This window comes from Bradyrhizobium sp. USDA 4503, from assembly GCF_054055815.1.
Genome location: NZ_JBSRXS010000001.1, coordinates 6,279,417 through 6,293,384, shown reverse-complemented (window position 1 = coordinate 6,293,384; position 13,968 = coordinate 6,279,417). Strand labels below are relative to the sequence as shown.

Sequence of the window (13,968 nt, the reverse complement as noted above, 5' to 3'; positions counted from 1 at the left end):
TCGCTAGATGGCGGCGAGCATGATGGCGCCGATCGCGCCGAGCGCGACCCAGCTGACGCGATCCCTCAGCGCAAAGATGACCGGATCGTCGTCGATCAATCCGCGCTGCGCGAACAACATCACGCGGCCGATCCAGTACATCAAGATCGGACAACCGACCCAGAGCAGTTGCGGATGGCTGTAAAGCGCGCGCACCGTATCGGACGAGATGTAGAGCGTGAAGATCACGACGGCGTTGAAGCCTGACGCGGCGGCGAGGATCGCGATCATCGATTTGTCTTCGACCTGGTAGCCGCGCGCCGCCAGCACGGCGCCGTCCGGCTGGCCGGCGAGCTCGATATAGCGCTTCACCAGCGCCAGCGACATGAAGATGAACAGCGAGAACGCGAGCAGCCATTCCGACATCGGCACGCTGATCGCGACGGCGCCGCCGATCACGCGGACGGTGTAAAGCGTGGCGAGCACGACGACGTCGACGGTCGCGATGCGCTTGAGCCAGAACGAATAGGAGGTGGTCAGCGCGAAATAGCCGAGCAGGACGCCGCCGAACTCGATCGATATCGACATTGCGATCGCAAATGCGGCGACCAGCGCCAGGGCCATCGCGCCGACGGCCCGCGATGCCGGGATGGCGCCGCTTGCGATCGGGCGGTTGCGCTTGGTCGGATGCGCGCGGTCGGCCTCGACGTCGAGAAGATCGTTCAGGATGTAGGCGCCCGACGCGCAGAGCGAGAATGCGATCACCGCAAGCAGCGACGTCGCCGCCGATCCCAATGCGAATTTGTGTGCGGTCAGCAGCGGCACCAGCACGAGGGCGTTCTTGGCGTATTGATGCACCCTGAACAGCTTCAGCCAGCTGCGCATACTGACGCGCATACTGACCCGCGCGGGCGCGGACGGCTCGGATCGAGCGGAGCGCGCGAGGCGCGATGCGGAATCGGGCAACGCGACCGCCGCGCTGCCGATATAGTCAAAGCCCTGCCGAAGCACGGGCGGCAGCTCTTCGCGCTGCGCCGGCGGCAATCGACGTTCCGGCGCGGCAGCCCAGGCGGTGAAGACGCCAAGATGCTCGGCGACCGCGCTGACGAACGGCTCGGGATGGGTTTCCGAGCAAAGGTAGACCGGGCGGCCTTCGCCCAGCACCTGCAGCAGGAACCTCACCGCGTCGGGGTCAAATTGCGCCCGGGATGGATCGAACCCCGATCGAGCTACACCATGAGTCGATCGCGCTTGCGCTCCAAGGGAAGCGGTGATCGCCGCGGCGAAAGCGCGAAGGCGGCGGATCAGATCGGATGCGATATCGGCCGGGACGGAGCTTCCCCGCACCATGACCTCGTCGACATCGACGACGAGCGGCCGGCCCTTCGAACGCAGCGGATCGCGAAGGGCATCGCCGCCCCCCTGCTCAACCCGTTCTGGAACGCTAGCTCGCATACGTGCGGTCTTCCGGTGCCCCCTCCCCATTGTCCCGGGCTTTCCCTAATTTGGGGTGAACTTGATTTCGGGTGAACTTGGGGGGAGCGAACGCCGGGCAGATGGCGCCGAAATGCGTGGTGAAAAGCCTCACCGACAGCGCGCGGTGAGCGAAAAATGGCGATCCCGGGAAGACTCGAACTTCCGACCTACGGTTTAGGAAACCGTCGCTCTATCCGGCTGAGCTACGGGACCGCACGGCCCGCAGCGAAAGCATGCGGGCGTCGCCATCCCATAGCAGAGCTGCCGGGTGATCGCCAGCCCGCGCCACATCGGGCGCGCGCGAAGTTGCATGGCGTTTGGCGCGTCGCGCGTTACGCCACCTGGCGTGCCGGATTCGAGGCGGCATCCGCGCTGGCCCGACGCGCCGGGAGAAACTCGATGGCTTCATCCTTCAGCGAGCCGAAGCGCAGCGTCATGATATCGAGAGCATAATTCTGGTAGAGCCGCCACGGCCGGCGCGAGCCCTGCTTGGGGAACCTGGCGGCGGCGCGCTGGATATAGCCCGATGAGAAATCCACCCAGGGCAGTTCGGCGACATCAGGGTCGTTCCGCCGCGGCGTGACCTGCGCGTACCCGTTCGCCTTCATGTGGTTGAGCATGCGGCAAACATATTCGCAGGTCAGGTCGCATTTCAGCGTCCAGGACGCATTGGTGTAGCCGAAGGCGGCGGCGAGGTTCGGCACGCCCGAGTACATCAGCCCCTTGTAGTTCATGGTCTTCGACAGATCGACGCGCGCGCCGTCGACATTGATCTCGAGTCCGCCGAGCACCTGCAGATCGAGGCCGGTCGCGGTCACCACGATGTCGGCGTCGAGCACATTGCCGCTCTTGAGCTTGATGCCCCCACGCGTGAAGGTCTCGATCTGATCGGTGACGACGGACGATCTGCCGTTGCGCAGCGATTCGAAGAGATCGCCGTTCGGCACCAGACAAAGCCGCTGGTCCCACGGATTGTAGCGCGGCGTGAAATGGGTGGCGACGTCGTAGTCCGGACCGAGTGCATGCCGCACGCCGCCGAGGATCAGCTTCTTGACGCGCTCCGGATCGCGCTTGCAGAGCCGGTAGAAATACATACCGAACAGCACGTTCTTCCAGCGCGTGAGGCCGTAGGCGAGTTTCGCGGGCAGCCGCGCGCGCAGCCAGTTGGCGACTTTGTCCTCGTCGGGCCGCGCCACGACATAGGTCGGCGAGCGCTGCAGCATCGTGACATGGGCGGCGGTCTTGGCCATTTCCGGCACCAGCGTCACCGCGGTCGCGCCGCTGCCGATCACCACCACCTTCTTGGCGGCATAGTCGATGTCGTCGATCCATTTCTGCGGATGGACGACACGGCCGGCGAAATCGGCGATGCCGGGGAAGTCGGGCGTGTAGCCGTGTTCATATTTGTAGTAGCCGCTGCACATGAACAGGAAGCTGCAGGTGAAGCGCTCGATCGTCTTCTCCGGCCCGCGCTCGACCTCGACCGTCCATTGCGAGTCCGCCGACGACCAGTCGGCGCGCACGACGCGATGGTTGAAGCGGATGTTCTTGTCGATGCCGTAGGCGCGCGCGGTCTCGCGCACATAGTTCAGGATCGACGGGCCATCCGCGATCGCCTTCGGCTCGGTCCACGGCCGGAACGAATAGCCAAGCGTGTACATGTCGGAGTCGGAGCGGATGCCGGGATAGCGGAACAGGTCCCAGGTGCCGCCAATGCAGTCGCGGCCTTCAAGAATGGCGTAGCTGCGGTCAGGGCAGTTGGCCTGCAAATGATAGCCGGCGCCGATGCCCGACAGTCCCGCGCCCACGATCAACACGTCGAAATGAACGGACACGCCTTGACCCTCCCGTGGCAGTATTGACAATACATATTGTCAGATAACTTGACATCTGACAATGCCTCGTGTCAATACACTTTCATGGCAAGCAGCCGGAAAGCCCGCCTCTATGGCGGTATGGACGCCGAGGAACGCCGCGCCGAGCGGCGGCTCAAGCTGATCGACGCGGCGATCGAGGTCTATGGCGAGGTCGGCTATCGCGGCGCCACCGTGAAGGCGATCTGCGAGGCGGCCGAGCTGACCGAGCGCTATTTCTACGAGTCCTTTGCGAACAGCGAGGCTCTGCTGATCGCCGCTTACGGCCATGTCGTCGGCCACCTGCACGAGGAAATGACCGCGGCCGCTGCAGCCGCAGGCGACGATGCCGAGATGAGGCTGCGCGCGGCGCTGACGCTCTATTTCACGCGGCTGAAGCAGCACCCGAAGCCCGCCCGGGTCTTTCTGCTGGAAATTTCAGGCATCAGTCCGGCGGTCGATGCCGTCAAGCTCGACGCCTTGCGCGTCTTCAGCGACATCCTGGTGCCGCCGGCGCTCGACCCGAAGCGCAGCGGCAAGGGCGCGGCCGCCTCGCTGCTCTCGGTCGGCATGGTGGGCGCCGTCATCTCGATCGCGCTGCGCTGGGTGTCGAAGCAATATCCGCAGGCCGTGGAAGAGGTCGTCGCGATCGCCGCCAGCTTCTGCCGCGTGGCGCTGACCGAGGCCGGCCACCGTGAGGATGGTCACTTATCGTAGCGGCCGGATCGCACCGGCCAGCGGGACCCGCCGATTTTCGATCATGTTTCGCCAGCGCTTGCGGACCCGGCCCCTAGCCTGTCGCTGATTTAACTTGCATATCGGGCCCCTGGGTTTTCTTATGCCCGGTACCGGGCGCAACGAGGTGCAGCCTGTTTCGCCTGACAAAACAACGCTGTTTGCATCGGCGGAGCTGAATTTTGGTCGATCTGCACAGGCTTGACGATGTGACCGCGCGCCTCGGCGATGTGGTTCTCGATCCCTCGACCTGGCCGTCCTTCATGGACGAGGTCTGCGCCGCCGTCGGCGCGACCGGCGCTGCGATGCTTCAGAGCGATATCCGCACTGAAGACATTCCGCGCACGGACTCGATCACCGAGTATTTCACCAAGACCTACTTCCCGCACAATCTTCACCTCACCGACATCCGCGCGGCCCGCGGCGTGCCGCTGATGCATGCCGGCGTCGATGTCATCACCGATGCGGATCTGTTCGAATCCGAAACCGAGATGCTGCGCGATCCGCTCTACGCCACGCTCGGCGAGTTCGGACTGAAATGGTTCGCGGCGATCGGCTTCCACTCCGGCCCGGCGTTATGGGCACTGACGATCCAGCGTTCGCCCAGAGAAGGCTTGTTCGACGCCGACGAGATCAAGGCGCTGCAAAGGGTGTCGGCGCCGCTCACGGAAGCCGCGACGCTCTCCGCCGTCGTCGGCCGCTCCGCACTCTCGGGCATCACCGGCGCGCTCGATCTGATCCAAGTCGCTGCGATTGCCGTCGGCCGCTTCGGCACCATCATCGGCATGAACAGCCAGGCGGAACGCTGCCTCGGCTACGACCTTGCGATCCGCAACAATCGCCTCACCCTGCTCGACCGACAGGCCAATGCCGATCTGACCAGGCTGATCGATCAGTTGGCCCACAGCTCGGACCTGCACCCATTGCCGTCGTCGCCGATCGTGGTGCGCAGGATCGACAAGCGGCCGATCGTGATCCAGATCCAACCGGTGCCTCCGGCGGCGCGCTCGCCGTTCCTCGGGGCGCGCGCGATCCTGTTGATCCGCGATCTCGAAGGCAGCGCCGCGTTCGATCAGGCGCTGCTGGCGGCGACGTTCGAGCTGACGCCGGCGCAGGCACGCCTCGCCGCGCGGCTTGCGCGCGGCGATTCGGTCGAAGCGGCCGCGCAGGCGGCCGGCGTTGCCCTTGCCACCGCGCGCAATCAGCTCAAGACGATCTTCCAGAAGACCGGCACCCACCGGCAGGCGGAACTGGTTGCGTTGCTGCACAGGGTGAAGTGAACGATTAGAGGCGAATTGTTCTAATCTCCGGCCCGTTCCGATGAGATTCTTCAATTATTCCAATCGCGAAGGCTGTGTTCCATCAGCCGCGGCAACATTCCACAGGTCAGGAAAATCGTCGGGTTCCCGGGTGACAAGTGTCACTAAAATGGCGACAATCTGCTCACTCTGTGTCGTTCGGGTTTGGTCTCAATGTCCGTGATGCCGTCACGATCATCGACGTTGGCTGTTGCCGCTTTCGCCGTCGCTTGCGTGCTGGCGCCGATGAGCGCGCACGCGCAATGGTGGCGCGGCGGCCCGAAGGACTTCGAGGACTGCGCAGACCTCGCCGAGAAGGCGAAGACCAGGGAAGACAAGACCGCGCAACTCGCCGATTGCAACGCCAAGTTCGCCGGCCGTCGCAAGCCTGGCGGTGGCTACACCTATTACGACTTCATGCAGGACCGCAGCTTCGACATCGCCGGTCCCAATCCGACGCCGGACGAGCAAAAGAAGATCGACCAGGAATATACCGGCTATCTCGAGCAGCAGCGCCGCTCGCGTATCGTCGCGGCGTTCAATGCGAAACAGCTCGAGCGGCAGGAGACACAGCCGGTGCGTCCGCCGCAGGTCCAGCAGGCGTCGTTGCACAATGAGCCGGTGCGCAGTGAGACTGCGAAGGTCCCCGTCCCTGCTGCAAGGCCGGTCAAGCCGCGGGGCGCTGCCGTACCTATTCCTGAGCCGCGGCCGCGGGCAAGCAACTGCGTGAAGGGTACGTTCTCCTGCGAATGGCCGCGGCTTTCCGAGGGATTGGACGGCCTGAAGAAGCTGTTCACGCCGACACCGCCGCCACCGACCAAGGTTGCGAAGCGAAACTGACGGTTCGCTTGGTCATTCCGGGGCTCGCGCAAGCGAGAACCCGGAATCTCTCTGCCGTCGAGATTCCGGGTTCGTCGCTTCGCTCCGCCCCGGAATGACACCGCAGGCTCAATCGGTAATCACCATCGCCCAAAACCTGCGGTACGGCGACTTCGGATTGTCGACGAAGGCGACGCCGACGCGCTTGGCGCCCGGCATCAGCAGGTTCTCGCGATGGCCCGGCGAATTCTCCCACTGCTTCAGCATCTCGGCGAAGGCGATGAAGCCGGCGCCGATATTCTCGGCGGCGCGCTGCTTCTTGAGCGGCGCGATGCGCGTGAAGAAGCTGCCGCCCGCGGAGTGGCTGACCGATCCGGTCGCCGACATCGCCTGGGCCTGCTTCAGCGCCATCGCGTTCAGCTTCGCGTCGAGCTTCACCGCGGGCATGCGGTTGGCGCGCCGGTAGGCACTGATCGAGCCGGCATAGTCGGCGGCACCTGAGGCCGTGGTGAAGCCAAACACGAAGGTGAGCGCGAGGAACAGCAGCTTCATCTGAAGTCGTCTCTGTAATGGATCAGTGCGCGCGGGTGCGCTTGTGGTGTCGGGGCGCGACCGATTTGTGCGCAGGCGTGGCCGCTCGGCTGGCTGCCGCAGCCGCCGCGCGCTGCTCCTGCAAGCGCGCATCATAGCCAGGCGACGGTGTCACGGTCGGCGGCGCCGCACGGACCGGGCCGGCCGCGAGCGCAACAAGCGTGAACAGCATGATGCTGGACCATTTCATGATGTCATCTCCTCTGTTGTTCGATCGACGTGGCGGACGATCATCGGCGTTCATGGTCACTGCCATCGCGGATCTGTTCGGGCGTTAGCCCCGGCGAGCCCTTGCCGTCCGCCTCCGCCTTCCGGATCAGCGCGATGACGCGGCGCGACAATGGCGCCTCGAGCCCGCGGCGACCCGCGATCGCGGTAATCACGCCCTGCAAATAGTCGATCTCGGTGCGGCGGCCGCGCTGCAGATCCTCCCACATCGAGGAGCGCGCCTCGGGATCGATCTTCATGGTGCGGCCGAGCAGCATGTCGAACAGCGCATCGGGCAGCCGCAGCAAAGGCGGCATCCAGTTCGACGGCAGCGGCGTCGGCGACACCGGCGCAATGCCTTCGGCGCGCACCGCGGCCAGGCCCTCGGCCATCTGATCGGCAAGCAGTCGTCGCCAGCCGCGCTGCGCGAGCTGTTGCCGCAGCGGAATATTGGACAGCGCATTGAGCGCATTGTTGAGATTGACGATCAGCTTGCCCCACTGCACGCCGTCGATATCGCCGGTGGGCTTGATCGCAAGGCCCGGCACCGACAGCCGCGCCGCGGTGCCCGCGTCATCCTGCGCGATGACGATGTCGCCGGAGGTCGAGCGATGGAAGCGGCCGTCGCCGAGCGCGACCACGTTGAACGGCACCATGCCACCGAGCACCTTGCGGCCCGGCAGGCGGTCGCGCAGCAGCGGCACATTGCCGACGCCGTTCTGCAGGCTGATCACCGCGGCATCGCCAGGCGCGTGGCGCGCGATCACATCGGCCATCGCAGCGGTATCGGCACTCTTCACCGTCATCAGCACGGCCTGAACGTCGGACAAGATCGACGGATCGTCGGACACAATGAGCCGGTCCGCGGATACCGTCCGCTCGGAGCCGTCAAAGCTGCTGATCCGCAAGCCGTTGCCTGCGATCTCCTGGATCAGCCGCGGCCGCGCCAGCAGCGCGACACGGCGCCCCGCAGCCGCGAGCGTGCCGCCGACGAAGCAGCCGATGCTTCCGGCGCCCGCAATGCCGATCGGCCGGTCCTCGTTCATGTGGCCAAACGTCCATTCATCATTGGCTCGATAGCAGACCTGGGGTTGCCTGCCTATTTCGACGCACCGCGGGCCGGGTGGCCCGCCTTGTAACCGTCATGGGCGGAAGCTATGTTTCCCGCTCGGGGCACGGTTGCGGCAGGAGACGATCATGGGTTTACTCGACGTACTCAACGGCATGCAGAACGGCCCGCGCGGTCCGAGCGCGCCAAGCACCTCATCCGACAGTTCGAGCGGCGGCGGAATGTCGCCGATGACGATGGCTATCCTCGCGCTGCTCGCCTGGAAGGCGGTCAAGCATTTCTCCGGCGGCCAGGCGGACGCGAGCGCCCCTGAGCCGAAGCCGGCGCAGGCGCCGCCGCTTCCTCCCGGCAACGTCACCGCAGGCCTGCCCGGCGGCGCCGGTGGCGGCGGGCTCAGCGATCTGCTGAAGGGCGGCCTCGGCGGCCTGCTCGCCGGCGGCGCAGCCGGCACCGTGCTCAGCGGCGGCCTCGGCGATCTGCTCAATCAATTGCAGCAGAAGGGCCATGGCGACGCGGCCAATTCCTGGGTCAGCAACGGTCCCAACAAGCAGATCGCGCCCGGCGATCTCGCCAACGCGCTCGGCGCCGACCAGATCAACTCGCTGGCATCGCAGAGCGGCCTCTCGCGCGACGAACTGCTCCAGGGCCTCAGCCAATATCTGCCCGACGCGATCAATCACCTGACGCCGGACGGCCGGCTGCCAAGCGGCGACGAGTTGCACCGCAGGCTCTGACGGTAGCGTTGATTCCATCTGAGGAGGACGACAGTCATGGGCGGCATCATCTGGGTCATCATCGTCGGCTTTGTCGCGGGGATCATCGCGCGATTCCTGTCGCCGGGACCGAACAATCCAAGCGGCTTTATTCTCACCACCGTGCTCGGCATCGCCGGCGCGTTTCTTGCGACTTTCATCGGCCAGGCGATCGGCCATTACGGTCCCGAACAAGGTGCCGGCTTCATCACCGCCACGATCGGCGCTCTGGTGGTGCTGTTCATCTGGAATCGGCTGGTCGCGGCGCGCGTGATCCCGGATATCGGAAACAGGTGACGCCGTAGGCGTCATCCCGGAGCGATGCGAAGCATCGAATCCGGGATCTCGAGATTCCGGGTTCGATGCTAACGCATCGCCCCGGAATGACGGAACAACGACAGGTTCAAAATCAAAATGCCCGGGCCAGGCCCGGGCATTTTTCATTTGTGCAACGGCGCTCCGTCACTGAATCAGATGCATGCCGGCGTCCATGCGGACGAACTCACCGGTCATGTTGCTCGACGCCGGGCTCGCCAGGAAGCAGACCAGGTTGGCGATGTCTTCGGCCGTCGAGGCGACCTTCAGCGGCACGCGCGCCACCACGGCATCGCGCACCTGCTTGGCGCCGGCCTCGCCACGGCCCTTGGTGAACCAGGGCGTATCTATATAGCCCGGACACACCGTGTTGACGCGGATCAACGGTGCCAACGCGCGCGCCAGCGACTGCGTCATGGTGTTGAGCGCGCCCTTGCTCGCGGCATAGGCGACCGACGAACCGCCGCCGGAAATGCCTGCAACCGAGGAGACGTTGACCACCGCCGAGGGACGGCTAGATGCCTTCGCGCCGGCTTCGAGCAGCGCGCGCGCGGCACGAACCATCTGGAACGGGCCGATGGTGTTGACGGCGTAGATGCGCTGGAAATCTTCCGCGGTCAGGCCGTCGAGATCGTGATGCGGGACGTGCTTGGTGGTGCCCGCATTGTTCACGAGCACGTCGAGGCGGCCCCAGCCCTGCGCGGCGGCTGCGATCTTCTTGCAGTCCTCATCGCGCGAGACGTCGCCCTGCACCACCAGCACCTCGGCGCCCTGCTTGCGGCAGGCTTCCGCGGTCGCCTCGGCTTCCGCCTTGCTGTTGGAATAATTGATGATGAGGCGCGCGCCCTGCGTGGCGAGGATTTGCGCGGTGGCGGCGCCGAGTCCCGATGCCGATCCCGTCACGATCGCGCACAAACCATCCTTGGACATCTGCATTTTCCTTGTTGTTGTGAGCCAGATGAACTCCGGCGGCGGCACACCATATCGCGTGGAACGACATCTGCAAGCCGCGCCCAAAATCCTCACGTGTACGCGTTCAGGCCCTTTTGCAGGCTGGCCCACTGCGCTTCGTCATGGCCGCAGATGATCTTGACGCCGGACGCCTCGAGCCTGGCGATCTCGTCGAGCGACTTCAGGAACTGGCCGACGTCAAGGCTGTTCCTCGGCGAGGTCCGCTGGTCGAGATTGGCGCGCACACTGAGCGCGTCGGAGGCGAGCAGGAATTCGCCGCTGTTGTCGAGCTTGACCAGCGCGCCGGTCGTTCCCTTCGAGTGTCCGGGCAGCGGGACCAGCGTCAGCTTGCCGTCGCCGAACACATCCATCTGCTTGTCGAAGATCTCCATCTTCAGCGGATGATCCCAATCCGCCTTGATGTATCCGCGATCGAACGCGTTATCGGCATTCGCGGCCTCGATCTCGAGTGCGTGGACGAAGATCGTCGCCTTCTTGAAGAAGGCGTTGCAGCCGCAATGGTCGGTGTGCAGGTGGGAGCAGATCACCACGTCGATGTCATCAGCGCCAAGGCCAACGGCCTTCAGGCTCGTCAGCACATGATCATCCGCCGGCATGATCGGGCGCATGTATTTGGCGAGCGTGCCGAGCCGCCCTTCAGGATCGGTCGCGACATCGGGATGGCATCCGGTGTCGAACAGCACATTGCCCTGCGCATGCCGCAACAGCACGCAGGCGACCGGAAGCTCAATCATCTCGCCGCGCGCCGCATCGGGCAGATAGGTCCGCTTCGACATCTGGAGACGGCCGCCCGACAATATATGCATCTTCATCTCGTTACCTCCGCTTTTGGCTTCAAACTACATATGAGTTTTATGGAAACTCATAATGGATTTGACAGCATATTATTCGTCCTTATAGCTTCCCCGCAACGTCGCGATCGCATGACAAATGCGCTCAACGAAGCACCCGGGCTCCTTCGGATCGGCATCGTTGGCATCGATCAGCGGCCGTCGAAGGGAAGTTTCGCCACGATGTACACCGTGTTCAGCACGTTCGCTGCGACATCCGATGCGGCAGCGTTCAAACCCTTTCTCTGCATTCCCGCGCGTGCCGACCGCGCATACTTTCCCGATGGCGTCGAACTGTCCTATGGCGGCATTGCGCGGCAGGTCTGCGCATTGCGCGATCAGTACCGCGCAGCAGGCTTCGGCCACGGCCACCGCGCCTGCCTGCTGCTGGAGAACCGCCCCGATTTCATCGTGCACTGGCTGGCGCTCAATGGCATCGGCGTCTCGATCGTTCCGATCAACCCGGCCTATCGCGCAGCGGAAATCGAATACCTGATCGCGCATGCCGAACCCGACCTGATCGTCACGCTGGCCGATCAGAAGGAATTGCAGAAGGCGCTGACCGGCGACGTTCCGCTGCTCACCGTCTCCGGTGACGATCTCGGCGCCAGCGTCGAGACAGTCCCGCACGCCCAGCGGCCGCCACCGCGCGCCGACGAGCCGGGAAGCGAGACCGAGGCTGCGCTGCTCTACACGTCAGGCACGACGGCGCGTCCGAAGGGATGCATCCTGACCAATGAATACGTGGTCTCGACCGGCCGCTGGTACGTCAGCCACGGCGGCGAGGCGACGTATCATGCCGGAATGGAGCGCCTCTACAGCCCGCTGCCGCTGTTCCACATGGCCGGCCTGACGCTGACCCCGATCGCGATGATCTTGACCGGCGGCTGCCTGATCCTGCCGGAACGCTTCAACGCAAAGTTTGCCTGGCACGACATCGTCGCATGCCGCGCCAGCGTGCTGCATTATCTCGGCGTGATCGTCGCGGCCCTGCTGGCGCAGCCGGAGACGCCGGACGAGAAGGCCCATGCGCTGCGCTTCTCGATGGGCGTCGGCGCCAATCCCGAGCAGCGCGCGCGAGCCCGCGAGCGCTTCGGCATCCCCTTCGTCGAAGGCTGGGGCATGACGGAGACCGGGCGCAGTCCGTTCAACACGGTCGAGCCGCGCCATCTCGAGACCAACACCATCGGCCGCAGCGTACCGGGGCTCGAAATGACGATCCTCGATGCCGACGGCAATACGCTGCCGGCTGGCGCAGTCGGTGAACTCTGCGTGCGCCATTCGGAAGCGACGCCGCGGCGCGGCTTGTTCTCCGGCTATCTGAAGGACCCCGAGGCCACCGAGCAGGCCTGGCGCGGCGGCTGGTTTCACACCGGCGACAGCGCCTGGCAGCACGAGGACGGCGCCTTCGTGTTCGTCGACCGGCTGAAGCATCTGGTCCGGCGCGCCGGCGAGAACATCTCGGCGGCGGAGGTCGAGGCCGTGCTGACGACGTCGCCTCAGGTCAAGCAGGCCGCAGTCATCGCCGCGCGCGATCCGATCCGCGACGAGGAAGTTGCGGCCTTCATCGTGAGCAACGACGGCGCCGATGCTTCACGCGAGCTCGCGCAGGACATCTTCCGCTTCTGCCGCGAACGCCTGGCGGCGTTCAAGCTGCCGGCGTGGATCGCTTTCGTCGCCGAGTTGCCGCTGACCTCGACCAACAAGATCCAGAAGCACGTGCTGCTCGGCGCGGACAGGGATCCGCAGTCGCATCCGGGCATGATCGACCTGCGGCAAGACAAGACCAACGCCATAAGGCAATCGAACTAGAGGAAACCAGGGACAATGACATCGAGATACGGATGGATCGCCGCGAGCGCTGCAATCCTCTCAGTCGCCTTCGCCGCCGCGCCATCCCACGCGCAGATTTCCGACGACGCGGTGAAGATCGGCGTGCTGACCGATCAGGCCGGACTCTACGCCGACGCCGCCGGCCCCGGAGCGGTCGAAGCGGTCCGGATGGCGATCGCGGATTTCGGCGGCAAGGTGCTGGGCAAGCCGATCGCGATGGTCGATGCCGACCATCAGAACAAGGCGGACATCGGCGCCGGCATCGCGCGGCGCTGGTATGAGCAGGAGAATGTCGACGTCATCGTCGATTTCGCCAATTCCGCCGTCGCCTTCGCCGTGCTCGAGCTCACCAAGCAGAAGAACAAGGCGATGCTGGTGTCGTCGGCCGGCTCCTCCGATCTGACCGGAAAGGGCTGCTCGGCGAATTCGGTGCAGTGGACCTACAACACCTATGCGCTCGCCAACAGCACGGTGCGGGCGCTGGCCAAGGAAGGCGCGAAGAGCTGGTACTTCGTCACGGTCGACTACGCCTTCGGCCACGCCCTGCGCAACGACGCGGCCAAGACCGTGGAGAAGGTCGGCGGCAGCATCGCCGGCGAGGTGCGGCATCCGCTCAACAGCATGGATTTCTCGTCCTATCTGCTGCAGGCCCAGAGCTCGAAGGCTGACGTGATCGCCTTTGCCAACACCGGCGGCGACCTCGCCAACTCGATCCGGCAGGCGCAGGAATTCGGGATGGCGCATACGCAGAAGCTCGCGGCCTTCCTGATGCAGACCAGCGACATCCACGCGATCGGCTTGCAGGCCGCCCAGGGGCTGCAGCTCGCGACCGCCTTTTATTGGGATCTCGACGACAAGACCCGCGACTTTGCCGCGCGCTTCATGGCCAGGACCAAGAAGCGGCCGACCATGGTGCAGGCCGGCCTCTACTCCGCGGTGATGAACTATCTCAAGGCGGTCGAGAAGTCCGGCACCGACGACGGCCCCAAGGTGATCGCGCAGATGAAGGACATGCCGATCGACGATTTCTTTGCCCGCAACGCATTCCTGCGCGAGGACGGCCAGCTCATCCACGACATGTATCTCGTGCAGGTGAAATCGCCGGCCGAATCGAAGGGCGCCTGGGATTACGAGAAGCTGGTTCAGGTGATTCCGGGCAAGGAGGCGTTTGCGACGCCGGAGGAGAGCGCCTGTCCGCTGCTGAAGAAATGACTGCGCGCACGAATCCACGCACCACAG

14 protein-coding genes and 1 tRNA gene are annotated in these 13,968 nt (G+C 64.9%); 7 read left to right on the top strand and 8 right to left on the bottom strand.

The window, feature by feature from the left end; genetic code table 11:
• Positions 1-3 precede the first annotated feature (3 nt).
• From ACVMIH_RS29900 to ACVMIH_RS29890, 3 genes are all read right to left on the bottom strand, one after another.
• Positions 4-1,434 (bottom strand): UbiA family prenyltransferase, encoded by a 1,431-nt coding sequence (locus tag ACVMIH_RS29900; protein WP_076832794.1) that lies wholly within the window; start codon positions 1,432-1,434, stop codon positions 4-6.
• A 157-nt stretch (positions 1,435-1,591) separates the two neighbouring features.
• A tRNA-Arg gene (locus ACVMIH_RS29895) sits at positions 1,592-1,668 on the bottom strand.
• A gap of 119 nt (positions 1,669-1,787) precedes the next feature.
• On the bottom strand, positions 1,788-3,290 hold the full coding sequence (locus ACVMIH_RS29890; RefSeq protein ID WP_229192606.1) for a flavin-containing monooxygenase: 1,503 nt from the start codon (positions 3,288-3,290) through the stop codon (positions 1,788-1,790).
• 84 nt (positions 3,291-3,374) lie between these two features.
• Between ACVMIH_RS29890 and ACVMIH_RS29885 the strand changes: the two genes are divergently transcribed.
• The 3 genes from ACVMIH_RS29885 to ACVMIH_RS29875 all read left to right on the top strand — a co-directional run bounded on the left by ACVMIH_RS29885 (position 3,375) and on the right by ACVMIH_RS29875 (position 6,181).
• The gene (locus ACVMIH_RS29885) at positions 3,375-4,025 is read left to right on the top strand and encodes a TetR/AcrR family transcriptional regulator (protein ID WP_092083175.1); all 651 of its coding nucleotides are present in this window, start codon (positions 3,375-3,377) and stop codon (positions 4,023-4,025) included.
• A 200-nt stretch (positions 4,026-4,225) separates the two neighbouring features.
• Positions 4,226-5,323: a helix-turn-helix transcriptional regulator gene (locus tag ACVMIH_RS29880; RefSeq protein ID WP_057020156.1), complete on the top strand. Its 1,098-nt coding sequence runs from the start codon at positions 4,226-4,228 to the stop codon at positions 5,321-5,323.
• A gap of 192 nt (positions 5,324-5,515) precedes the next feature.
• A complete protein-coding gene (locus tag ACVMIH_RS29875) occupies positions 5,516-6,181 on the top strand; it encodes a hypothetical protein (RefSeq protein ID WP_057020157.1) in 666 nt (221 codons plus the stop codon).
• A gap of 108 nt (positions 6,182-6,289) precedes the next feature.
• Here the strand turns inward: ACVMIH_RS29875 and ACVMIH_RS29870 are convergent, their stop codons facing one another.
• From ACVMIH_RS29870 to ACVMIH_RS29860, 3 genes are read right to left on the bottom strand one after another with little or no spacing between them, the layout of a single operon-like run.
• Positions 6,290-6,712 (bottom strand): CAP domain-containing protein, encoded by a 423-nt coding sequence (locus ACVMIH_RS29870; protein WP_057020158.1) that lies wholly within the window; start codon positions 6,710-6,712, stop codon positions 6,290-6,292.
• A 22-nt stretch (positions 6,713-6,734) separates the two neighbouring features.
• Positions 6,735-6,941 carry a hypothetical protein gene (locus tag ACVMIH_RS29865; RefSeq protein ID WP_057020159.1) on the bottom strand — a complete coding sequence of 69 codons (207 nt, stop codon included), beginning with the start codon at positions 6,939-6,941 and terminating at the stop codon, positions 6,735-6,737.
• Between the two features lie 40 nt (positions 6,942-6,981).
• On the bottom strand, positions 6,982-8,004 hold the full coding sequence (locus tag ACVMIH_RS29860; RefSeq protein ID WP_057020160.1) for a 2-dehydropantoate 2-reductase: 1,023 nt from the start codon (positions 8,002-8,004) through the stop codon (positions 6,982-6,984).
• 151 nt (positions 8,005-8,155) lie between these two features.
• Here ACVMIH_RS29860 and ACVMIH_RS29855 point away from each other — a divergent pair, with 151 nt between their 5' ends.
• Both ACVMIH_RS29855 and ACVMIH_RS29850 read left to right on the top strand, forming a co-directional pair.
• The gene (locus ACVMIH_RS29855) at positions 8,156-8,761 is read left to right on the top strand and encodes a YidB family protein (RefSeq protein WP_168858718.1); all 606 of its coding nucleotides are present in this window, start codon (positions 8,156-8,158) and stop codon (positions 8,759-8,761) included.
• A 36-nt stretch (positions 8,762-8,797) separates the two neighbouring features.
• Complete coding sequence (locus tag ACVMIH_RS29850) at positions 8,798-9,076, top strand: GlsB/YeaQ/YmgE family stress response membrane protein (protein WP_024582682.1); 279 nt, start codon at positions 8,798-8,800, stop codon at positions 9,074-9,076.
• A gap of 165 nt (positions 9,077-9,241) precedes the next feature.
• Here the strand turns inward: ACVMIH_RS29850 and ACVMIH_RS29845 are convergent, their stop codons facing one another.
• Both ACVMIH_RS29845 and ACVMIH_RS29840 read right to left on the bottom strand, forming a co-directional pair.
• Positions 9,242-10,024, bottom strand: a complete 783-nt coding sequence (locus ACVMIH_RS29845) for an SDR family NAD(P)-dependent oxidoreductase (protein ID WP_225164107.1) — start codon at positions 10,022-10,024, stop codon at positions 9,242-9,244.
• A gap of 92 nt (positions 10,025-10,116) precedes the next feature.
• Positions 10,117-10,878, bottom strand: a complete 762-nt coding sequence (locus ACVMIH_RS29840) for an N-acyl homoserine lactonase family protein (RefSeq protein WP_456864350.1) — start codon at positions 10,876-10,878, stop codon at positions 10,117-10,119.
• A 111-nt stretch (positions 10,879-10,989) separates the two neighbouring features.
• Here ACVMIH_RS29840 and ACVMIH_RS29835 point away from each other — a divergent pair, with 111 nt between their 5' ends.
• Both ACVMIH_RS29835 and ACVMIH_RS29830 read left to right on the top strand, forming a co-directional pair.
• On the top strand, positions 10,990-12,708 hold the full coding sequence (locus ACVMIH_RS29835) for an AMP-binding protein (protein ID WP_057020162.1): 1,719 nt from the start codon (positions 10,990-10,992) through the stop codon (positions 12,706-12,708).
• Positions 12,709-12,723: 15 nt separating this feature from the next.
• Positions 12,724-13,941 carry an ABC transporter substrate-binding protein gene (locus ACVMIH_RS29830; RefSeq protein WP_456783245.1) on the top strand — a complete coding sequence of 406 codons (1,218 nt, stop codon included), beginning with the start codon at positions 12,724-12,726 and terminating at the stop codon, positions 13,939-13,941.
• Positions 13,942-13,968: the final 27 nt, after the last annotated feature.